This window comes from Mesobacillus subterraneus (assembly GCF_023715485.1).
GTDB classification, from domain to species: domain Bacteria; phylum Bacillota; class Bacilli; order Bacillales; family Cytobacillaceae; genus Mesobacillus; species Mesobacillus subterraneus_B.
Genome location: NZ_JAMBOF010000003.1, coordinates 233,059 through 253,373, shown reverse-complemented (window position 1 = coordinate 253,373; position 20,315 = coordinate 233,059). Strand labels below are relative to the sequence as shown.

The 20,315-nt window shown below is 42.8% G+C and carries 20 protein-coding genes; 3 read left to right on the top strand and 17 right to left on the bottom strand.

All coding sequences use genetic code 11. The annotated features are described in order from the left end of the window. Positions 1 to 8: 8 nt before the first annotated feature. From dnaJ to gpr, 9 genes are all read right to left on the bottom strand, one after another. Positions 9 to 1,136 carry a molecular chaperone DnaJ gene (gene dnaJ / locus M3204_RS05925; RefSeq protein WP_251479553.1) on the bottom strand — a complete coding sequence of 376 codons (1,128 nt, stop codon included), beginning with the start codon at positions 1,134 to 1,136 and terminating at the stop codon, positions 9 to 11. A gap of 158 nt (positions 1,137 to 1,294) precedes the next feature. After that, positions 1,295 to 3,127 carry a molecular chaperone DnaK gene (gene dnaK / locus M3204_RS05920; RefSeq protein ID WP_251479552.1) on the bottom strand — a complete coding sequence of 611 codons (1,833 nt, stop codon included), beginning with the start codon at positions 3,125 to 3,127 and terminating at the stop codon, positions 1,295 to 1,297. A 148-nt stretch (positions 3,128 to 3,275) separates the two neighbouring features. Continuing rightward, entirely contained in the window at positions 3,276 to 3,851 is a 576-nt protein-coding gene (gene grpE, locus M3204_RS05915; protein WP_353056031.1) for a nucleotide exchange factor GrpE, read from the bottom strand. A gap of 315 nt (positions 3,852 to 4,166) precedes the next feature. Beyond that, the gene (hrcA, locus tag M3204_RS05910; protein WP_251479920.1) at positions 4,167 to 5,198 is read right to left on the bottom strand and encodes a heat-inducible transcriptional repressor HrcA; all 1,032 of its coding nucleotides are present in this window, start codon (positions 5,196 to 5,198) and stop codon (positions 4,167 to 4,169) included. A 76-nt stretch (positions 5,199 to 5,274) separates the two neighbouring features. Continuing rightward, complete coding sequence (gene hemW, locus M3204_RS05905; RefSeq protein ID WP_251479551.1) at positions 5,275 to 6,414, bottom strand: radical SAM family heme chaperone HemW; 1,140 nt, start codon at positions 6,412 to 6,414, stop codon at positions 5,275 to 5,277. 144 nt (positions 6,415 to 6,558) lie between these two features. Continuing rightward, positions 6,559 to 8,394: a translation elongation factor 4 gene (gene lepA, locus M3204_RS05900; RefSeq protein ID WP_251479550.1), complete on the bottom strand. Its 1,836-nt coding sequence runs from the start codon at positions 8,392 to 8,394 to the stop codon at positions 6,559 to 6,561. A gap of 236 nt (positions 8,395 to 8,630) precedes the next feature. After that, complete coding sequence (locus tag M3204_RS05895) at positions 8,631 to 8,963, bottom strand: YqxA family protein (protein WP_251479548.1); 333 nt, start codon at positions 8,961 to 8,963, stop codon at positions 8,631 to 8,633. 20 nt (positions 8,964 to 8,983) lie between these two features. Further along, on the bottom strand, positions 8,984 to 10,189 hold the full coding sequence (gene spoIIP / locus M3204_RS05890; RefSeq protein ID WP_251479546.1) for a stage II sporulation protein P: 1,206 nt from the start codon (positions 10,187 to 10,189) through the stop codon (positions 8,984 to 8,986). Positions 10,190 to 10,282: 93 nt separating this feature from the next. Further along, positions 10,283 to 11,407 carry a GPR endopeptidase gene (gene gpr, locus M3204_RS05885; RefSeq protein ID WP_251479544.1) on the bottom strand — a complete coding sequence of 375 codons (1,125 nt, stop codon included), beginning with the start codon at positions 11,405 to 11,407 and terminating at the stop codon, positions 10,283 to 10,285. A 224-nt stretch (positions 11,408 to 11,631) separates the two neighbouring features. Between gpr and rpsT the strand changes: the two genes are divergently transcribed. Then, on the top strand, positions 11,632 to 11,892 hold the full coding sequence (gene rpsT / locus M3204_RS05880) for a 30S ribosomal protein S20 (RefSeq protein ID WP_251479536.1): 261 nt from the start codon (positions 11,632 to 11,634) through the stop codon (positions 11,890 to 11,892). Between the two features lie 64 nt (positions 11,893 to 11,956). Here the strand turns inward: rpsT and holA are convergent, their stop codons facing one another. Continuing rightward, complete coding sequence (gene holA / locus M3204_RS05875) at positions 11,957 to 12,979, bottom strand: DNA polymerase III subunit delta (protein WP_251479519.1); 1,023 nt, start codon at positions 12,977 to 12,979, stop codon at positions 11,957 to 11,959. A gap of 321 nt (positions 12,980 to 13,300) precedes the next feature. Between holA and M3204_RS05870 the strand changes: the two genes are divergently transcribed. Further along, positions 13,301 to 13,435: a YqzM family protein gene (locus tag M3204_RS05870; protein WP_251479517.1), complete on the top strand. Its 135-nt coding sequence runs from the start codon at positions 13,301 to 13,303 to the stop codon at positions 13,433 to 13,435. 102 nt (positions 13,436 to 13,537) lie between these two features. Here the strand turns inward: M3204_RS05870 and M3204_RS05865 are convergent, their stop codons facing one another. The 3 genes from M3204_RS05865 to M3204_RS05855 all read right to left on the bottom strand — a co-directional run bounded on the left by M3204_RS05865 (position 13,538) and on the right by M3204_RS05855 (position 17,066). Then, positions 13,538 to 15,898: a DNA internalization-related competence protein ComEC/Rec2 gene (locus tag M3204_RS05865; RefSeq protein ID WP_251479516.1), complete on the bottom strand. Its 2,361-nt coding sequence runs from the start codon at positions 15,896 to 15,898 to the stop codon at positions 13,538 to 13,540. Positions 15,899 to 15,924: 26 nt separating this feature from the next. Continuing rightward, positions 15,925 to 16,338 (bottom strand): deoxycytidylate deaminase, encoded by a 414-nt coding sequence (locus M3204_RS05860; RefSeq protein WP_251479514.1) that lies wholly within the window; start codon positions 16,336 to 16,338, stop codon positions 15,925 to 15,927. Between the two features lie 113 nt (positions 16,339 to 16,451). Continuing rightward, positions 16,452 to 17,066: a helix-hairpin-helix domain-containing protein gene (locus M3204_RS05855; protein ID WP_251479512.1), complete on the bottom strand. Its 615-nt coding sequence runs from the start codon at positions 17,064 to 17,066 to the stop codon at positions 16,452 to 16,454. An 89-nt stretch (positions 17,067 to 17,155) separates the two neighbouring features. Between M3204_RS05855 and comER the strand changes: the two genes are divergently transcribed. Continuing rightward, the gene (comER, locus tag M3204_RS05850) at positions 17,156 to 17,977 is read left to right on the top strand and encodes a late competence protein ComER (protein WP_251479510.1); all 822 of its coding nucleotides are present in this window, start codon (positions 17,156 to 17,158) and stop codon (positions 17,975 to 17,977) included. 98 nt (positions 17,978 to 18,075) lie between these two features. On the opposite strand, the gene M3204_RS05845 is transcribed toward comER, so the two are convergent. From M3204_RS05845 to M3204_RS05830, 4 genes are read right to left on the bottom strand one after another with little or no spacing between them, the layout of a single operon-like run. After that, positions 18,076 to 18,822, bottom strand: a complete 747-nt coding sequence (locus M3204_RS05845; RefSeq protein ID WP_251479508.1) for a class I SAM-dependent DNA methyltransferase — start codon at positions 18,820 to 18,822, stop codon at positions 18,076 to 18,078. Further along, positions 18,822 to 19,175, bottom strand: a complete 354-nt coding sequence (gene rsfS / locus M3204_RS05840) for a ribosome silencing factor (RefSeq protein WP_251479507.1) — start codon at positions 19,173 to 19,175, stop codon at positions 18,822 to 18,824. The genes M3204_RS05845 and rsfS overlap by 1 nt, the downstream gene beginning before the upstream one ends. A 4-nt stretch (positions 19,176 to 19,179) precedes the next feature. Then, on the bottom strand, positions 19,180 to 19,746 hold the full coding sequence (gene yqeK / locus M3204_RS05835) for a bis(5'-nucleosyl)-tetraphosphatase (symmetrical) YqeK (protein ID WP_251479506.1): 567 nt from the start codon (positions 19,744 to 19,746) through the stop codon (positions 19,180 to 19,182). Continuing rightward, positions 19,736 to 20,305, bottom strand: coding sequence for a nicotinate-nucleotide adenylyltransferase (locus M3204_RS05830; RefSeq protein WP_251479504.1), 570 nt, complete (start codon positions 20,303 to 20,305; stop codon positions 19,736 to 19,738). The genes yqeK and M3204_RS05830 overlap by 11 nt, the downstream gene beginning before the upstream one ends. Positions 20,306 to 20,315 lie beyond the last annotated feature (10 nt).

Below are 20,315 nucleotides of genomic sequence, written 5' to 3'. Positions count from 1 at the left end.
CCATTCAATTAATCACCTTTGAAGGCTCGTTTTACTTTTGAGAAAAAGCTTTCTTCATGCTCACCCAGAGGCGTTTGCCCGCTTACTTCTGCAAACTCGCGCAATAGCTGCTTTTGTTTTTCTGACAGCTTTGTAGGCGTCACAATCTTTACAATCACATGCTGGTCCCCTGTACCATAACCGCGTACGTTAGGGACTCCCTTGCCCTTCAATCGGAACTTGGTTCCTGTTTGTGTGCCTGCTGGTACTTTCAGTTTGATCTTGCCATGCACTGTAGGAACTTCTACTTCGTCGCCTAAAGACGCCTGGACAAATGTGATTGGCATTTCACAATAGATATCGTCGCCATCACGCTCAAAGAATTCATGAGACCTGATATGGAAAACAATATAAAGATCTCCCGGAGGTCCGCCGTTAATTCCAGCTTCCCCTTTTCCGGCAACTCTTAATTGCTGCCCATCATCGACACCTGCAGGAATTTTCACATGGATCTTGTTGCGTCTTGTAACTTTTCCAGAACCTGAACATGTTGAACATTTTTCCTTGATTTCTTTACCAGTACCATTACAGTAATGGCAGACACGTCGATTGACGATACGGCCAAAAGGAGTATTCTGTTCAACATTTAATTGGCCGCTGCCATGGCAATGTTTACATGTATCCACTTTAGTTCCAGGTTTTGCACCTGTTCCGTCACAAGTGTCACAAGTTTCTTCACGCGGAATCTCGATATCTGTTTCCTTGCCAAATACAGCTTCCTCGAACTTCAGCGTCATCGTATATTGAAGATCAGCACCCTGTCTTGGAGCATTTGGGTCACGGCGTCTGCCGCCGCCGCCACCGCCAAAGAAGGAATTGAAAATATCCTCAAAACCGCCAAAACCGCCGCCGAAATCTCCCCCGCCAAATCCCTGGTTAGGATCGACATGGCCGAATTGATCATAATGGGCGCGCTTTTGGTCGTCGCTTAGTACCTCATATGCTTCTTTTACTTCTTTAAACTTTTCATCTGCTCCCGGATCTTTATTGATGTCCGGATGGAATTGCTTAGAAAGCTTGCGGTAAGCCTTCTTTAATTCATCCTTCGTAGCCGATTTACTGACTCCGAGGACTTCATAGTAATCCCGTTTGCTCATGATTACCACTCCCGAATCTTTTCACATAAAGATAATTCTAACATTCCCGTACATTCATACGCAATATTTAAAACATCTGGATATGCGGTATTTTGTCTTACAAACAAAAAGTCAAAGCCAAGTATGACCTGACTTTGACTTTTTGGTGTTATGACGGATTATTTATCGTCATTTACTTCTTCAAATTCTGCGTCAACGACGTTATCATCTTTAGCAGTTCCTTCTTGTCCTGCAGCGCCTTGCTGTGCCTGTTGCTGCTTAGCAGCTTCTTCATACAGCTTAACGCTCAAGTTTGTTACGATTTCCTGCAATGCATCTTTCTTAGTGCGGATATCTTCAATTTCGTTCTTTTCAATTGCCGCCTTCAGCTCATCTTTCGCTTCGGTTGCTTTCTTGACTTCTTCTTCATCCACTTTGCCTTCAAGATCCTTCAGAGTCTTTTCAGCAGTGAATACTAGCTGGTCAGCTTCATTGCGAAGTTCCACTTCTTCTTTAAGCTTCTTGTCCGCTTCGGCATTTTCCTCAGCTTCTCTAACCATGCGTTCGATTTCGTCGTCAGAAAGGCCAGTAGATGACTTGATTGTAATCTGCTGTTCCTTGTTAGTGCCAAGATCCTTAGCGCGAACGTTAACAATACCGTTCTTATCGATGTCAAAAGTAACTTCGATTTGCGGAATTCCGCGTGGAGCCGGCGGGATGTCAGTCAATTGGAAACGGCCAAGAGTCTTATTAGCAGCAGCCATTGGACGCTCACCTTGAAGGACATGGATATCAACTGCAGTCTGGCTGTCTGCTGCAGTAGAGAACACTTGCGATTTAGATGTCGGAATTGTTGTGTTGCGGTCGATCAGCTTTGTGAATACACCGCCCATTGTTTCGATACCAAGTGAAAGCGGAGTAACGTCAAGCAAGACAACGTCCTTAACATCTCCAGAAATTACGCCGCCCTGGATTGCAGCACCCATGGCAACTACTTCATCAGGATTTACCCCTCTATGAGGCTCTTTACCCGTTTCCTTCTTGATTGCTTCCTGAACAGCCGGGATACGAGTAGATCCGCCAACAAGGATTACTTTATCCAATTCAGATGGGCTTAAGCCTGCATCTTTAAGAGCCTGGCGAGTTGGCCCCATAGTACGCTCTACCAATCCTGCAGATAATTCCTCAAACTTAGCGCGTGTCATGTTCACTTCAAGGTGAAGCGGACCTGCTTCCCCAGCTGTGATGAACGGAAGGGAAATCTGCGTAGAAGTTACTCCAGATAAATCCTTCTTCGCTTTTTCAGCAGCATCCTTCAAGCGCTGAAGAGCCATCTTATCCTTAGCAAGGTCGATGCCGTTTTCTTTTTTAAATTGTTCTACTAAATAGTCAATGATCACTTGGTCAAAGTCATCACCGCCAAGACGGTTGTCACCAGCAGTAGCTTTAACTTCGAATACGCCATCGCCAAGCTCGAGGATGGAAACGTCGAATGTACCGCCGCCAAGGTCATAAACCAGGATTGTTTGGTCTTCATCCATTTTGTCAAGACCGTAAGCAAGTGCAGCTGCTGTTGGCTCGTTGATGATACGCTCAACTTCTAGTCCTGCAATTTTACCTGCATCCTTAGTTGCCTGGCGCTCAGCATCGTTGAAGTATGCTGGAACCGTGATTACTGCCTTTGTAACTGGTTCGCCAAGATAATCTTCTGCATAAGACTTCAAGTATTGCAGAATAACAGCCGATAATTCTTGAGGAGAATATTCTTTTCCTTCAGCCTCTACCTTATGGTCCGTACCCATATGACGCTTGATAGAGATGATTGTATTAGGGTTAGTGATTGCCTGGCGTTTAGCCACCTCACCAACCTGGCGCTCGCCATTCTTGAATGCAATTACCGAAGGAGTTGTTCTGTTTCCTTCTGGATTTGGAATTACCTTTGGTTCGCCGCCTTCAAGTACGGCAACACATGAGTTGGTTGTTCCTAAGTCAATACCGATGATTTTGCTCATAATTAATTTACCTCCTGGCTTATTTATGTAGACTCTTTTCTAAAACTTTGTGCTTTCTCAAGCAAAAGTTAAAACCGGCCTGGGTTTTTGCGAGTATAAATCCAATCTTTATTCAGAAGTCTCCTCGAAAAGAGCCCTGTAACCACTGTTATTGGTTCACTTTCACCATTGCTGGACGAATGATACGGTCCTTTAGCATATAGCCTCTTTGGAACTCCTCAACAACAATGTTTGGACCGTAGTTTTCATCTTCAGCTTGCATAACTGCCTGGTGAAGATGCGGGTCAAATTCTTTGCCAACCGCTTCAATGACTTCTACGCCCTCATTTTTCAGAGCATCAAGCAGGCTGCGGTATACCATATCCACGCCCTGCATCAGGGATTTTGCCTGTTCATTATCCACTTCCATCTTCATGGCTCGCTCAAAATTGTCGATAGCCGGAAGCAGGTCAGTGATGATGCTTTGTGCTCTATATTTAGCGCTCGCCTCAAGTTCAATTCTTGAACGGCGGCGGAAGTTATCAAAGTCAGCCTGCAGGCGCAAGTAACGGTTATCAGCTTCCTCGAGTTTCGCTTCCAATTCAGTGATTTTCTGTTGTGTTGGATCTTGTTCTTGCATATCTGCGATTTGTTCAGAAGCTTCGTTTTCGGCAAAAACTTCTTCAACCGTTCCTTCTTCCATCTGGCTGTTCAATTCTTGCTCAATGTTTTTTTCTTCTGTCACGTTAACTCACCTCCCTAAAATAATGACTGCAGCGTATATCATTCAATCACCACAGTTTTCCAGGGTAGTTCCTGGATGTTATATTTCAATGAAGTATTTCAGACTCCATAGAAAGCTGTACCCACATTGATTGTTGCTTTCGTACGATCGTTAATCCCGTATTTTCTTGCCTTAGAGTCTTATGCAGGGGTAACTGATCCAAGATGGCATCAATAAGATTATAAAAGTAACAAAGTTTACGCAAAGAGCCAATAGAAAACACATGACAATTCGGGATGGAACAGGTTGTTCCACCCTTAATCAATATTTCCATGCCTATTTGTTTTGATACAACTCCGTCAGCACCTTTGAAAGGTCTGTACTGATCAATTGAAGCAGGCTGATAACACGGGAATATTCCATCCTCGTTGGGCCTAAAACTGCGATTGTTCCCAGTTTTTCCGCACCCATCGAGTAGGTGGCTGTAATAAGACTGCAATTTTCCATCGCTGAGTTATCATTTTCAGTGCCGATTTTTATGTTGATACCAGCAGGATTTTTCCTGATCAGCTGATAAAGACCATCCTCTTGCTCAATCATGTTCATCAGTCTGCGGATTTTGTCCACATCATTGAACTCCGGCTGACTGAGGATATTTGTCTTGCCGCCGAAAAACACCTTTTCATGCGAAGGCAGATTAAGTGTGTCCGCAATCGAATTAAGGAGCGTATCATAGCTGCTAATATGCTGGCGCAATAACACAGCAATCTCCTTATAAAGCTTGGAATTCAGATTTGTAAGCGGAACTCCAGCCAAGCGTTCATTGAGGATATTGACCATTTTCTCCACATCGGATGGATCTACACTTGTCGGGAAATGGAACATCCTGTTTTCCACATGCCCAGTATCCGTAACGATTATGGCAATCGCAGTATCCTTATTCAACGGTACTATCTGGAGTTTTTTCAATCTGTTATCCTTCACTGCCGGCCCCAAGACAATTGAAGTATAATTGGTCATTTCAGAAAGGATCTTGGCTGATTTCTGAACGATTTTTTCAAGTTCGTAAATCCTTTCAGCAAAAAGGGACTTGATAGCAGCCATGTCTGAATGATTCAATTTTTGCGGCAGAAGAAGATTATCGACATAGTAACGGTATCCTTTTTCAGAAGGAATCCTTCCTGAAGAAGTGTGCGTTTTTTCAATGAAACCCAAGTCTTCCAAATCTGCCATTTCATTTCGGATTGTCGCCGAACTGAAAGTAATTTCCTCTTTTTTCGACAAGCTCCGTGAACCTATCGGCTGAGCTGAACGAATAAAGTCATCAACAATCACCTGCAATATAAGCACCTGACGATCTGTTAACAACATCATCACCTCTGTTAGCACTCTATAAGAACGAGTGCTAATTCTAAAAATAATTTATCAATAAAAGCTGAGGATGTCAACGATTTGATACCCCAATAAATGATTGAAAAACTTCATTTCCAAGCAAACGTCCTTGCCGGGTTAAAAAGATTCTTCCTTCATCTGTTTTCAGCAGGCCTTTTGAAGTCCATTCCCTAATTTGGTCTCTATATAATTCGATAGGGTTTTCATTGAATTTTTCCTGAAAATGTCGAATAGAAACACCTTCTGTCTTCCTGAGTCCGAGGAACATTTCCTCTTCTGTTTTTTCTTCAATAGTTACCCTATGCGCGTCCATGATCGGAAGCTCCCCTTTGGACAATGGTTCCATATACTTCTTCAGCGGCCCATAGTTGGATTGCCTGATGCCATTCACATAGCCGTGCGCACCGGCACCGAATCCATAGTATTCTTCATTATTCCAGTATGTGATATTATGCCTGCTTTCATATCCCGGGACAGCAAAGTTGCTTATTTCATATTGGTGCAACCCATGCAGTTCCATTTGCTCCATAAGCGTTTCATACATTTCCGCTTCGGCATCCTCGCCAGGGATTGGCAGCTTGCCTTTTTGCATTAAATTATAAAAAACTGTTTTTGGTTCGATGATCAGTGAATAGCCTGAATAATGCACAAGACCTAAAGAGAGGGCTGTTTGGATCGATTCGATGAAATCCTGCTTTGTCTGGCCTGGGAGACTGTAAATTAAATCGATGCTGATATTTTCAAAACCAACCGCTTTTGCTGCCTCAATCGACGCAAATACATCTTTAGCGCAATGCGTCCTGCCGATTCTTTCAAGCAGCTCATCATTAAAGGTTTGAACACCAAAGCTGAGACGGTTGACTCCGGCATTTTTCAGGATGGCGAGCTTTTCTTTTGACAGGTCTCCTGGATTCGCTTCGAAAGTATACTCGGTTTTGCTGTCAAAGTTAAGCTGCTTTTGGATTCTTTGAACTAATTTTTCTAACTGATTTTCATTCAAGGCGGTCGGGGTCCCGCCGCCGACAAATATCGTATCGAGAACATCACGATCATCTTTCACGATTAATTCCATTTCTTTTCCAAGTGCCTCCAGGTACTCATCAACAGGCTGTCCTTTCATGAAAACTTTATTGAAATCGCAATAATGGCAAATATGATGACAGAACGGTATATGGATATAAGCTGCTTTCATGTATGAATCACTTCCTATTTGGCTTTCCAGCCGGGATTTAAATTGTTTTTGAAAATAGATGATCCAACTGCATTTTAAAATGCCTATTAAAAAGAGGCCAGAAACGCTCGCGATACACAAGCACATCCAGCCTCCCCTGCTATATTATTTCTTTGGTTTTGTATCGTCCATTTTCAGTACCGCCATGAAGGCTTCCTGCGGAACTTCAACAGAACCGACCTGCTTCATCCGCTTCTTACCTTCTTTTTGTTTATCCAATAGCTTCCGCTTACGGGAGATATCCCCGCCGTAACATTTTGCCAATACGTTTTTACGCATCGCCTTAATAGTTGAGCGAGCGACAATCTTTTGGCCGATAGCCGCCTGGATTGGCACTTCGAACTGCTGGCGAGGGATTAGGTCCTTCAATTTTTCAACGATGACCTTTCCTCTTTCATAGGCAAAATCATTATGGACGATAAAGCTTAAGGCATCGACTTTTTCAGCGTTCAATAATATGTCCATTTTCACAAGCTTCGACGGCTTGTATCCGATCAACTCGTAATCGAATGAAGCATAGCCTTTCGTGCTCGACTTTAGCTGGTCAAAGAAGTCATAAACGATTTCGGATAGTGGAATTTCATAAATGATGCTGACACGAGTTTCATCCATATATTGCATATCGATGAAGATTCCGCGCTTTTCCTGGCAAAGCTCCATGATCGCTCCGACATAATCATTCGGTGCCATCATTGTCGCTTTTACATATGGCTCTTCAACACGGTTTATTTTTTGCGGGTCAGGCATGTTTGACGGGTTGTCGACTTTTATTTCTGTTCCGTCCGTCATGATGACATCGTAAATAACACTTGGCGCAGTCGTGATCAAATCAATTTTGAATTCACGCTCGATACGCTCCTGGATGATTTCCATGTGCAGAAGACCAAGGAATCCACAGCGGAAACCGAAGCCTAACGCCTGGGAAGTTTCTGGCTCGAATTGCAATGCTGAGTCGTTCAGCTCAAGTTTTTCCAGGGCTTCACGCAAATCATTGAATTTCGCTGAATCGATTGGATACAGACCGCAATATACCATAGGGTTCAAGCGGCGATATCCAGGAAGCGGTTCAACCGCGCCGTTTTTCGCATTCGTGATGGTATCACCGACACGTGTATCGCCGACGTTTTTGATAGCTGCTGTCAGGAAACCTACGTCGCCGACGGTCAATTCATCCGAAGGAGTCGCTTTCGGAGTGAAAACTCCTACTTCTGTCACTTCAAATTCCTTGCCTGTCGCCATCATCCTTACTTTATCCCCAACTTTTACCGTTCCATCTACCACACGGATATAAGCTACTACACCGCGATAGGCATCATATAAAGAGTCGAAAATCAAAGCTTTTAAAGGTGCTTCTGGATCACCTTCTGGTGCCGGCACCTTTGCTACGATTTGCTCAAGGATATCCTCAATCCCAATACCCGCTTTTGCAGACGCAAGAACAGCTTCGGAGGCATCAAGGCCGATTACCTCTTCGATTTCATTCCTGACACGCTCAGGGTCTGCACTAGGCAAGTCAATTTTATTAATAACCGGAACTATTTCCAGGTCATTGTCGATTGCCAAGTAAACGTTCGCCAATGTCTGCGCTTCTATTCCCTGTGCGGCATCAACTACGAGCACTGCCCCTTCACAGGCAGCCAGGCTCCGCGAAACCTCATAAGTGAAGTCGACGTGTCCTGGAGTATCAATCAAATGGAAAGTATAGATTTCTCCATCTTTCGCTTTATATTTCAATTGTACTGAATTCAATTTAATCGTAATTCCGCGTTCACGCTCAAGATCCATAGAATCCAGCAGCTGGTCCTTCATTTCACGGGCAGTCAATGCATTAGTCTTTTCAAGGATCCGGTCCGCCAAGGTAGACTTACCATGGTCGATATGGGCGATGATCGAAAAATTCCGTATTTTACTTTGTCTATTAAGTCTATCTTCTCTGTTCATTGCGTTCACTCCTACTATACTCGCGCATGTACACTATTGTTGATTATATCAGCAGGAATATCAAGATTCAATAAATAAAAGAAGAAGTGTCACAGATGGTCCATTGAGCAAAGCTGTGCCATTGCCTCGAAATGTTCACAGAAAATTGGGAAATCGTTATGTAAAATGAAATTAAGAAAATTAGGTTAAACTCCTTTATCCCAAAACGAAAAACAGCGGGCCAAGCCCGCTGCCACTTACTTCCCTGTGATCAATTTTACTGTTTTTTCCACGACAAGCGAGACTCCGTCAGCGAGTTGCTTTCCAAGTGATGAAAATAAATTGAAAGCTTTCATTTCCTCTAGTTTTTTCCGCTTTTGTTCAAGGTCATGGCTGGAGACATCGTTGCCCAATATCGCGCTTTTGTAGGAACCGTCTTCATCTTCTTTTATCATGAAAGCACTTTTGAATTCCGGGTCATCATAGCCCTTCATTTTATGGATGCCTTCGTTTGCCTGCTGCATCCCGAACAATACGGATATGAACATTAAGGCAGCAAGCATGAAGCTTTTAAGCATGAACATTTTCATCTCGATCACCTTGCCAAAATTTATTTCTTGTCAGGAGGCTGCTGGGCCGGGGCTCCTACTTGTTCTGCCTGCCAGTAAAATTCACTGAATACATCTGCTAGAGCATCCGCGGACCTGTTCAATTCTTCAAAGGTATTATCCACACCGCCGAACTCTATTAACAAAGCGTTTTGCGATAAATCCTGATTAAATTTACCATTGGTAGATGCACCTTTTTTCTCTATGACTCCCCTGCTCAATCCCTTGCCGTATTTTTCATCAAGGAGATTGTGCAATTCTTTTGCGAGCGCAAGGTTCTTCTCATAATTGGCGTTCTCCCCGCCGATGACAAAGGCCAGCTTCGCGTACGATTTGCCGTTTAATTGAATCGTCGTTTTATCTTTTCTGTATCCGTCTCGATGAATATCGATGAAATATTGCAGATTCCGGTCTCCTGCCATTGCAGCTTCTACAACAGGCCGTGATTCCTGGTAGGCCTTACCGAAACCTAAGCCTTTCTTATTTAAATTTGCCATTACGTCCGTTTTGTCTACAGTTGTCCCTATGCCGCGCTTCTCAAGGCTTGATTTCAGATGGTCACCAATTTTAGTTACGTTCACCTGTGAGTGGTATGCTTTATTAGGGTCATTTACTCCTTTTAAATACGGCAAGTATGATTCCCTTGTGTGCGTAAAATAGATATAAACAGCTTTCCGGTCTCCAGTAGATAATGGTGGTGCCGCTGCACTCCCTTCAGGCGATGCCGGGAGTTTATCAGTGTTTTGGAGTGCAGCATCTTGCTCTGCCTTCAACACCTCAATAGGAGGGGCGGATTCCATTGGCATATTTGTATAATTGGTCCCTTCGCCAGCAACAAGAATTTTGCCATCAAACAGCGAGAATCCTGGAAGCTCCCTCCCCAGTAAACTTCTGGGATCATCCAGATTGATATTAGTAGAGAGTTTGAACATCACGTTTGTCAGCTTCGGTGCTTCATGGCCTTTTGGAAGTGCCTGCAGAAACTGATGGTTTTCCCATCCCATCAATGTGAACAACAGCTGGCCATTTAAATTCGTTGCTGCCTGATTGACCGAATCGGAAGAAATTCTATATTCAGGACGCAGCGAAGTCATGACTCCGCTTATAGAAAATATCCCAATGAGAAAGAACACAAATGCTAGTGCGGCTTTTACTAAATGAGTCCCTTGGACAGCTACAATTATTCCAGGTCGTTTACTAAATCTCATTGTTTCACCTCTCTGTGCAAGTCTAGTAAATGTTATGACTTTGCTAGAGAAGATAGAACCAAGAATCCATACGTAACGATATTGAAATAATTGTTAATGTGTATACATACCGGCATTATCCTGGTCAACGCTAGAATGGAGCGCGGAATTGAGGCCGCTGGCAATCAAATTCGCCATATCCTCTATGAAAACATCCACTTCCTTAGGCGTTACCATCAAGTTATGTCCCAATGGCGATAACACCTCGTAAATAAGTTTACGCTTCTCTTCATCCTCAAGTGTTCCTACCATTCCAAGGAATGTTTGTCGGTGCTGAGTTTCTGGGAGGTCTTCTTCCGTAAGTTTTTTTCTTTTCCCGAAACTCATTCCCGCTGGAACGAGAGATCTTGAAGGTTTATCTCCTTCCCTCAATTCCTTGCCAAAATGTTTAAGGATGAAATCAATCGTATCACTTGTGATCGATACAGCATCGACGACGGTAGGTACGCCAATCGCTATTACCGGAATCCCGAGCGTTTCCTTGCTTAATTCTTTTCGCTTATTTCCTACTCCCGATCCTGGATGAATTCCAGTATCGGAGATTTGGATCGTAGCATTGACTCTTTCGATCGACCGTGAAGCGAGCGCGTCAATGGCAATGACAAAGTCAGGCTTCGTTTTTTCTACCACACCAAAAATGATATCGGATGTTTCAATCCCGGTGAGGCCCATAACCCCTGGGGAAAGCGCGCTAACGGGACGGTACCCTTCATCAACATTCTCTGGCTGAAGCTCGAACAGGTGCCGAGTGACAAGCAAATTTTCACAGACAAGTGGACCGAGAGCATCAGGAGTAACATTCCAATTCCCCAAACCTACAACAAGGCAGGAAGCGTCCTCTTTAATACCAGCCTGTTTTAAAAAATGGGCAAACTCCGAGGCAAATACCTTTTCTACTTTTCCCTGCAATTCAGTGTCCTGATTACGTATGCCGACAACTTCAATCGTCAAATATTGGCCCTGCTTTTTGCCGAGGTTCTTTTCACCTTCGCCCGTCACTTCCACGAGAGATATCTTTATGTCATTTTCTTCTTTTTCTTTTATGATAACGCCTTCAATGTGGGAGAGATTTTCCTGTGAATGGACTGTCGCAGCCTGGTCTGCCAGCACCATTTCCCTTGCTTCGACAGCCAGGTCAGTCCTGATCGAATACATGCTCAAGTCTACAGATTCCTTCATTCTCGCATTCCTCCAAGTACAGTTTGGCTGGTAAACAGCATACTATTGCCTATCTTTTCCTTTTACATAAAAAAACATTCACGTTACACTAGACTTAAATTAGCGCAGAGTATTGCATTATTAACCCCTGTTTGATAAAATATCATTTGTTCTTAATAAATAAGAAATGTACTGGAAATGTCGAGTTCCATAAAATCTCGATGCTTTTTTAGGAGGTGAACGGAATGCCAAACATTAAATCTGCAATCAAACGCGTAAAAACTAGTGAATTGAGCAAAGCTCAAAACATTACTGTAAAATCTTCTATGCGTACAGCAGTTAAAAAAGCAGAAGCAGCAATCGTGAACAACGATACTGAAGCAAAAGTTTCTTTCGCAGAAGCAGCTAGCAAGCTTGACAAAGCAGCAGCTAAAGGTCTTATCCACAAAAACGCAGCTTCCCGCAAAAAAGCCCGTTTAATGAAAAAATTAAACGCTAATGGCTAATTTTAAATGCTAAATGCAAATAAAAAAACGACCTTCACCGGTCGTTTTTTTATTTGTTCTCTATTTATTTCCTTCCATTTATCTGAAAAAGGATCATTTCAATTAGCATCTCTTTTTTCATGCCGCCAGTTTTCATCTGATAATCCGCTTCTGCCAGAAGCTTTATGATCCTTGTCAATTCTTCATCAGAAAATGCCCCTGCCTGTCCAGCGGCCAGCTTTACCCTGAATGGGTGAATTTTCAACGTTGCCGCAATCTGCTGCTGACCGTATCCTTTGCGTGCCAATTCCTTAACCTGATAAATCAGCCTGAATTGACCCGTAATAACTGCAAGGATTTTAATCGGTTCTTCATTCTGTTTTAAAAGATCATAATAAATCCTTAATGCTGCTTCAACATTCCGGTGGACCACCTTGTCTACGAGGGAGAATATATTTTGTTCTAGCGATCTCGCTGTCAGCCTGTCAACGATGTCCTTGTTGATTGGCTGATTCTCTCCTGCATATAGCGCAAGTTTATCTATTTCCGAGGTAAGCATAAATAAATTCGTTCCTGCTAGTGATAATAACAATTCAATTGCATCATTTTCGATAATCGCACCATTTGAAGCTGCCCGCTCTTTTACCCAGGAGATTAATTCCTGCTCTGATAGCTTCTTTGCTTCAACGATTGTCGCTTTCCTCTTTAGTTCTTTCGTGACTTTCTTTCGTTCATCCAGCTTTTCATAAGGCGCGGAAAAAACGACAATTGAATACGGTGCAGGCTGTGAAAGGTACTCCTCTAGCTTTGCGAGGTTATGTTCGACCTTACCCTTAGACTTCTCTGAAGTCAGGAAGGCAGGGTTCTGCAGGATGACCAACCTCTTTTCTCCCATGAAAGGAAAGGTTTCTGCGTCTTCCAAGGCTGCTTCTATTGGCGTTTCTTCGAGATCGTAAACTGATAAGTTAAAATCTTTTTCCTCTTCATCCAAAACATGTTCTATTAACAGCTGCTTCGTTTCATTTATAAGAAAAGCTTCTGTTCCAAATAATAAATAAACAAGGTCAACCTGTTTTTTGCTGATTTTTTTCCAAATGTCCAATACCAATGTCTTCCGCTCCGTTCAATCAGTTTTGCCATATACCTATCGTAAAGAAGCTTGGACATTTTGACAAGCATTCTAAGGGAATTGGCCGCGCCTTCCCGGACCAATTCCCCTATTTATATTGAACGCTGTCATATAAGGCCTAGGATACTCATATGACAGCGGTGCATCTTAGTAAGATTATTTTAGCCCCAAACGGGAAAAGTATTTGTGACAACTCTTGTCAAATTAGCAAGAGCATAACAATTGAAATGGCCTGCAGAACAATACTGGATTTTTTATTTTGAATCGCTTATACTATTAAGGAAATAGGGGGGATTCACTGTGAATCAATTCGAAGAGAATGTCCAAAGCAATCGCAATGACGCTGTTGACTCAGGTGTTGGATTCATCGTTTCTTTTGGATTCTTTGCAACAATGTTCATTATTGCGACAGTCGTGCAGATAATCGGGAGTTAATCACGGCTACATAGGATAACGTTACGGAGACTGCATAAATAATGCAGTCTCTTTTCATGTTGCGATAATCGGGGGAGAAACCTGGCTGCTTCTTGCTATATCCTATGGAATCTGGGTGAAAAATGTTCCTAGATTGCCTTTAAATCTGTAAATCACTGCCCCATTTACATCGGTTCTAAATGTTCGTGTTCCTTGGGAATCAAGCCTTTCGATCACTTCCTTCCCGGGGTGGCCATACCTATTTTTTTCCCCAACAGAAATGACCGCATACTCTGGATTAATGCTTTCAATAAAAGGCTGCGAACTTGAATATTTACTGCCATGGTGGCCAACTTTCAGGACATCGATGTCCATTTTGCTGTAATTTTCCAGAAAATCTTTTTCACCTTCATGGCCCAAGTCCCCCGTAAAAAGCCACTTCTTTCCGCCGATATCCGCAAAAAGGACAATCGACCTTTCATTTCGATCTCCGTCCTTCCCCACACCCACAGGGTTTAGCATGATGAATTCTCCTCCCGGTGTTTTCCATGCCGTTCCCGAACCACCAAAATATATATCTACACCCTCCTCAGATGCCCGTTTGATGATATCTTTTTCAAGTCCGGACCTATCTGTCTCTCTTGGCAATATCAGCTGTTTGACCCTGATTTCATCGAAAAGGGCGGCAGCACCAGCAATATGGTCTGCATCCCCATGGGTCAGTATCAGCTTATCCAAAGTGCCTATACCTTCACTTTTCAATAATGGCAAAACAATGTTCTTCCCTGGATCGTATTCTTCCCTTCTTTGCTTCCAGTCCCCACTCTCAAATGTGAATACGCCACCTGTATCAATAAGGTAGTTCCCTTTATTGAACGGCATTATGATCAAAATGCTTTCTCCCTGGCCGACATCAAGGAATATCACTTTTCCGTAAGGGTTTATAACTGGAAAAAGGATTTGGATAAACAGCGGAATCAGGGGAATCAGGAAGATCCATACCTGCGGCTTCAACTTGCTGACAAGAGAACTTTCCCATAAGAAAAAAAACAGAGGTATCAGTATTATTTGCAGTAACAATATTAGTTTCCACGGCTTTCCGATGATGAGGGTTGAACCAGGGACCTCCGCAAGTATTGTTGCCGTATTGTTTATCTGGTGGACAATACCTTCGAGGATATTCAGATAATTGACCGGAAGGGTGCCAAACAGCGAAAAAACAAGGTAGGTGACCAGCAACAGCGGAAGCAAAAGGAGCGAAAATAGAGGTACAAAAAGAAGATTGGCGATAATTGATATTACAGAAACTTCATAAAAGGAATTAATGATAACTGGAAGGCTCGAGAGCTGGGCTATAAAAGAAGCTGCAGCCGTTTGTTTGATGTATGTTGTAAAGACTGTAAGTATTTTAGGAGCGGAAATTACAAGGGAAAAGCTTACTGAAAAAGAAAGCTGAAATCCTATGTCATATATTAAGTTAGGCTCAAGGAAGGTTAATATCATAAAAGCAATCGAAATGGCGTCAAGCGGACTAAGCCTCAAGTTGAAACGGCGGGCACCAATCAATATCATCAGCATGGCTGCAGCCCTCAACACAGGCGGTGCTAACCCTGATACAACTGCATAAACTGGCAGGAAAGCCAGAAGTATGAATTCGGTATTTTCCTTTGTAATTCCGATTCTAAGGCAAGTAAAATACACCATACCTGCAAGGAGTCCGACATGCAAACCTGAAATCGCCAATAGGTGCACTACCCCAATTTTCTGGTAAGACCGTTCTGTTTCTGGATTAAAAAGATCTCTTTCGCCGAATAACAGCGCTGCCGCAAGTGCCGCGGTTTCCTGCGGGAAATTATTATTGATTGAAGTAATTTCTTTTTGTCTAAAGCTTTTTAACGCTGTTATAAATCCGCGTGACCGGCTTTGGCATTTTTCTGCATTAAGATGGTCAACATTGAGGATCCACGTTATTTGCTTTCGATTCAAAAAGAGTTGGTAGTCGAAGGCATTGGGATTACGCGCTGGGGAGGGTTTCTCGAGTGTTCCGGAAGCCTGGCATGCGATTCCGGTTGTAAGCAGTGGTTTAAGGAGCTTTTTTTCCTTCTCTGTCTTGATTCTGTATCTGACCACAACCTCTTCATTCATGGGAATTGAGACCGCATAAGCAGAAAGCAAATTCCCATCAAATCGGATGTCATTTTCAAATAAAATTAGAAAGTCTTTTTCCTTACCGGCAAAGTGGGTGTCAAAAGTCATCTTTTCATAATAGCCCGATGCAAAGTATATCACATAGCACCCAAACAAAAGGAATACCATTAGCACATGGAATTTTTTATACTTTAGTAAAAAGAGGATTGCCAGCAATAACAATCCTCCATAAATCACATGGCTTTCCAGGACGCTAAGCAAACCCAATAATGATAAGGCCGCAAAGTATATCAATCGTCCTTTGATGTTTACAGGTCGATCAGACAAAATGTCCATTATCCAAACTCTTTTCTTGATATCAGTTATTTTGACAAATGAACAACTTCTACATCTCTTAAGAAAGTATCATTATACTTGTTAGGATAGGCGCTGCGATAAACAATTCTTGCTATGCCAGATTGTGCGAGCGTCTTTGAACACTTCTCACATGGTTCATGAGTGACAAACGCTGTAGCGCCCTTTAATAATCCTCTGTCAGCATGGAGGACAGCATTTTCTTCGGCGTGCAGCGTCCGGATGCATCTTCCTTGCTCATTGATCAGGCAGCCGACATCCTCACAGTGGTCATGGCCGTGTATTGAACCATTATAACCAGTTGATAAAATATGCTTATCCTTTACGATGACGCACCCTACATGCAGTCTAGGGCAAGTTGAGCGTGTCCCGACCTCATCTGCGATATCCAAAAAATACTCATCCCAGCTTTTTCTTCCCATGCTGATCTCCCCCTTCAAAAGCTTCAAAATGTCCAGCGGTTCTTGCAACCCTAAACCTTGTCCCATATAAATAATTTTAATGCTAAATTCAAAAGAGTTCAAATTGAATACAGTTACTTTACCGAAATAAGCTCCTTCAATTTTTCAAAGGTTTTATCGCCAATTCCGCTGATCAACTTTAAATCTTCAATTGATTTATAGGGTCCGTTTGTTTCGCGGTGTTCAATGATTGCTTCGGCTTTAGACGGTCCTATCCCAGGCAATGTTTCGAGCTCACTGGCTTCGGCAGTATTGAGGTTAACTGTTGTTTTTCCTGATGTCGGCTGTTCTGCCTGGACATGTATTGCTGACTCAACCTGCTCGCCTATTCTTGGTACATATATAACCATTTCATCTTTTACATGCATAGCGAAATTGATGGTTGCCGCATCAGCATCCTTTGCAAGTCCTCCTGCCAGTTCAATCAGGTCAATGACCCTGCTGCCATCTTGAAACTCGTATACTCCCGGATTCACCACAGCTCCTTTTATATCTGCCATGATGATGAGAGATTCTTCTGCTCGTTCAGGAATGTCCTTGTTTTCCGCCTCTTCCCCTTCATCCAAAGCAACAACCTCCTCATGCTGTTCTGTAAGATCATTCTCAGAACCATAGGATGAATATACAAAAACCAATGAAGCGGCAATACCAGCTAGGAGATAAAATTTATGTTCCTTGATCCATTCCATGTCTGGTCAACACCTTTCTAAAATGTCATAATCTAAAATTTATAATCATATGGATATAGGAGAATAAATGTATGAAGGAGGGAAGGGTTATGAAAATAGGGATTATTGGCACAGGGAATATGGGGAGAATTCTCGCCGAAGCTCTCATTGATGGGAATGCCGTTTCCCCTTCTTCAATGACGATCACAAATAGAACATTAGCAAAAGCATTAGATATTCAAAAAATATATCCAAGCTTAGCAATTGGACAGAATGCCATTGATGTGGCTGAAAACTCTGATGCCATTTTCATTTGCGTGAAGCCTCATAATATGTTGGAGCTGGTTGAACAGATCAAGCCTGCCCTTAGCAAGGATAAATGCATCATTTCAATCACAAGTCCGATCAGCGTCGAACAACTTGAACGAAAAGTGGACTGTTCAGTCATACGGATTATACCAAGCATCACCAACAGGGCTCTTGCGGGTGTTTCGCTTTTTACGTATGGGACTCGTTGCAGTGCTGAATGGAAAAATGCTCTTAACGCCCTTTTCAAGAAGGTATCTGTACCAGTAGAAATAGAGGAGAATATTACTAGGGTGGCATCTGATATCGTTAGCTGCGGACCTGCGTTCTTCAGCCACCTTGTCCAAAGCTTTATATCAGCAGCTGTAAAAGAAACGGAAATAGACCAGGAAACTGCCACGGTGTTAGCCAGTGAAATGTTGATTGGTTTAGGAGAGCTTTTAAGCAAAAATCATTATACATTGCCTACATTACAGGAAAAGGTTTGCGTCAAGGGCGGGATTACCGGGGAAGGAATCAAGGTTTTAGATAGTGAAACCGGTGATATGTTCGAAAAGATTTTTCAGGCCACACATAAAAAATTTGAAGAGGAACTTGGAAAGGTCCAGGAACAATTCGGCAATTAAATAAGTTCTCCATTTTATCAGAAAATCCTTCCAAGCAATTGTGACAATTTATTAACAATAAAATAGAGGCTCCCAATCTATTTGGGAGCCTCTTACATTTATGGTTTTATCATGGCGTAAAAAATTCTCTCTGCAGACGGCTCAGGAGCATTCATTGAAAAGTCTCCGGAAATCTCAATTCTCTTGAAGCCTGTCTGTTCAATCAGTTGCTTATAAGTCTCTTCAGGATATGTACGCTGAAAATGCAGTTCGTCTATCCTGTCATACTTTCCAGATGATTCATCGAGAACAAAGAATGTCAGCTCGTGTTCGACGCTGTGAGGCGCTTCTCCACTAAAACTGTTCCAAATATAGGTGATTTCATCGTCATCCCAAGTAAAGGTTGCATCAGCAAAAATATGATCCATTTTATAGACCGAATGGACATCGAACAGGAACAAGCCACCCTTTTTTAAGAGACGGTACACTCCTTCGAATGTTTGCTTGACTGCCTCTTCATTCTCAAGATAATTCAGTGAATCACAAAAAATGCCGATGATGTCAAATTCCCCTAAATCATCAAGTCTGGTCATGTCCTGCTCGAAAAATAGGATTGGCAAAGAAAGGCCATCAGCCTTCACTTTCGCAACGGAGAGCATATCCGTGGATAAGTCCGCGCCGGTAACATCGAATCCTTTTTGGGCAAACCTAACAGAAAGCTCTCCGGTTCCACATGCCAAGTCAAGCAGCTTATTGCCGTCTATTTGAAACTTCTTTCGGTATTCCTCAACAATCGTTACCCATTGATCGTAAGGTACATCCTGCATGAGCTGGTCATACAAGTATGCGAATCTTTCGTAAGACATTAATTGAGCTCACTCTGCACGTTTTCGAGTGGAGCATCTCCCCATAAGCGTTCGAGATTATAATAGCTTCTTTCTTCTTTGTGGAAGACATGGACAACTACGTCTCCAATGTCGATCAATACCCAGCGTGCTTCGTCAAAGCCTTCCATTCTCTTCAGTTCGTAGCCTTGCTCAAGTGCTTTTTCCCTGATTTCACGGGCAATAGCCTGTACCTGTTTATCAGAATTACCGTGGCAGATCACGAAATAATCAGCAATCAAGGATATACCTTTCATATTCAAAACCAAAATATCTTCTGCTCTTTTATCATCAGCTGCTTTTACCGCTGTCATCAATAACTCGCGTTCGCTCATCTAATCATCCTCCTGAATTTTTTACGATACTGTTGTATGCATTGAATGTATCTGGAAAGACCGGCTGGTTCTTCTTCAATAAAAATTGGATTGTGTTTTTCATGGATTGGATCAATGCATTATCCAGATCCTCTTCCGCTATCGCCCTGACTTGATCGACACCAGGAAAATGGCGGCCCGGCTCAATATAATCAGCCAGATAAACAATCTTATCAAGCAGCGTCATGCCTATCCTGCCTGAGGTGTGGTACCTAATCGCATCCAAGACAACCGGGTCCGTAATCCCTGCTTCTTTTTCGACAAGGAAGGCACCAACAGGGGCATGCCAGAGTTCACTATTGTACTCGAGCAAAATTGACGGCATTCTTTGCTCAACAATGATCTGCTTCATTTCATCTTTTGGCCTGAATTTAGCATAATCATGGAAAATGGCGGCCAGTTCGGCCTTTTTGACATCGGCTCCGTAACGATCAGCGAGTTTTATGGCCGTCTCCATTACGCCGATGGTATGCAGATATCGATGTTCTGTAAGCTGGGGCTTCACTAGCTGAAGTGCTTGATCACGATTCATATAAACCATGCTCCTCAATATATTCCCTTACAGGTTCAGGCAGCAAATAACGTATGCTTGTATCTGCCTTTACTCTCTCTCTGATCATGCTGGAGGAGATATCCATTTGTGGTGTCGCTGCATAAAGGATATTATATGGTGATTCATCCTTGAATGATGGCCTGCTTACACCGACAAATTTGACCATTTCAAGCAATTCATCTATTTGGTGCCATTTTGGCAAATACTCAACCATGTCTCCACCGATGATGAAGTAAAAATCATGTTCTTTATACATATCTTTTAATATTCTCATCGTTTCATACGTATATGATGGACCGCTCCTGTCAAGCTCTGCCCTCTCAACCCTGAAAAATGGGTTATCACTTATGGCGAGCTCGAGCATCGCCAGCCGGTCAGAATTGCTTATTGGCTCGGTTACACTTTTATGCGGCGGCACCTGGTTAGGCATGAACCAAACCTCATCAAGTCCGTATGCATGGAAAACTTCATTCGCAATCACTAAATGTCCGGTATGCGGCGGATTAAAGGTTCCGCCCAGTATGCCAACTTTTTTCAAATAGGCACCT

Bases quoted from the DNA above. Each gene is read 5' to 3' on its own strand.
- rpsT (WP_251479536.1), top strand. From the start codon at position 11,632: ATGCCAAACATTAAATCTGCAATCAAACGCGTAAAAACTAGTGAATTG.
- spoIIP (WP_251479546.1), bottom strand. From the start codon at position 10,189: ATGAGATTTAGTAAACGACCTGGAATAATTGTAGCTGTCCAAGGGACT.
- M3204_RS05845 (WP_251479508.1), bottom strand. From the start codon at position 18,822: ATGTCTTACGAAAGATTCGCATACTTGTATGACCAGCTCATGCAGGAT.
- M3204_RS05855 (WP_251479512.1), bottom strand. From the start codon at position 17,066: ATGGAATGGATCAAGGAACATAAATTTTATCTCCTAGCTGGTATTGCC.
- rsfS (WP_251479507.1), bottom strand. From the start codon at position 19,175: ATGAGCGAACGCGAGTTATTGATGACAGCGGTAAAAGCAGCTGATGAT.
- gpr (WP_251479544.1), bottom strand. From the start codon at position 11,407: ATGAAGGAATCTGTAGACTTGAGCATGTATTCGATCAGGACTGACCTG.
- comER (WP_251479510.1), top strand. From the start codon at position 17,156: ATGAAAATAGGGATTATTGGCACAGGGAATATGGGGAGAATTCTCGCC.
- hemW (WP_251479551.1), bottom strand. From the start codon at position 6,414: ATGAAAGCAGCTTATATCCATATACCGTTCTGTCATCATATTTGCCAT.
- yqeK (WP_251479506.1), bottom strand. From the start codon at position 19,746: ATGAATCGTGATCAAGCACTTCAGCTAGTGAAGCCCCAGCTTACAGAA.
- lepA (WP_251479550.1), bottom strand. From the start codon at position 8,394: ATGAACAGAGAAGATAGACTTAATAGACAAAGTAAAATACGGAATTTT.
- M3204_RS05860 (WP_251479514.1), bottom strand. From the start codon at position 16,338: ATGGGAAGAAAAAGCTGGGATGAGTATTTTTTGGATATCGCAGATGAG.
- M3204_RS05865 (WP_251479516.1), bottom strand. From the start codon at position 15,898: ATGGACATTTTGTCTGATCGACCTGTAAACATCAAAGGACGATTGATA.
- M3204_RS05895 (WP_251479548.1), bottom strand. From the start codon at position 8,963: ATGAAAATGTTCATGCTTAAAAGCTTCATGCTTGCTGCCTTAATGTTC.
- dnaJ (WP_251479553.1), bottom strand. From the start codon at position 1,136: ATGAGCAAACGGGATTACTATGAAGTCCTCGGAGTCAGTAAATCGGCT.
- dnaK (WP_251479552.1), bottom strand. From the start codon at position 3,127: ATGAGCAAAATCATCGGTATTGACTTAGGAACAACCAACTCATGTGTT.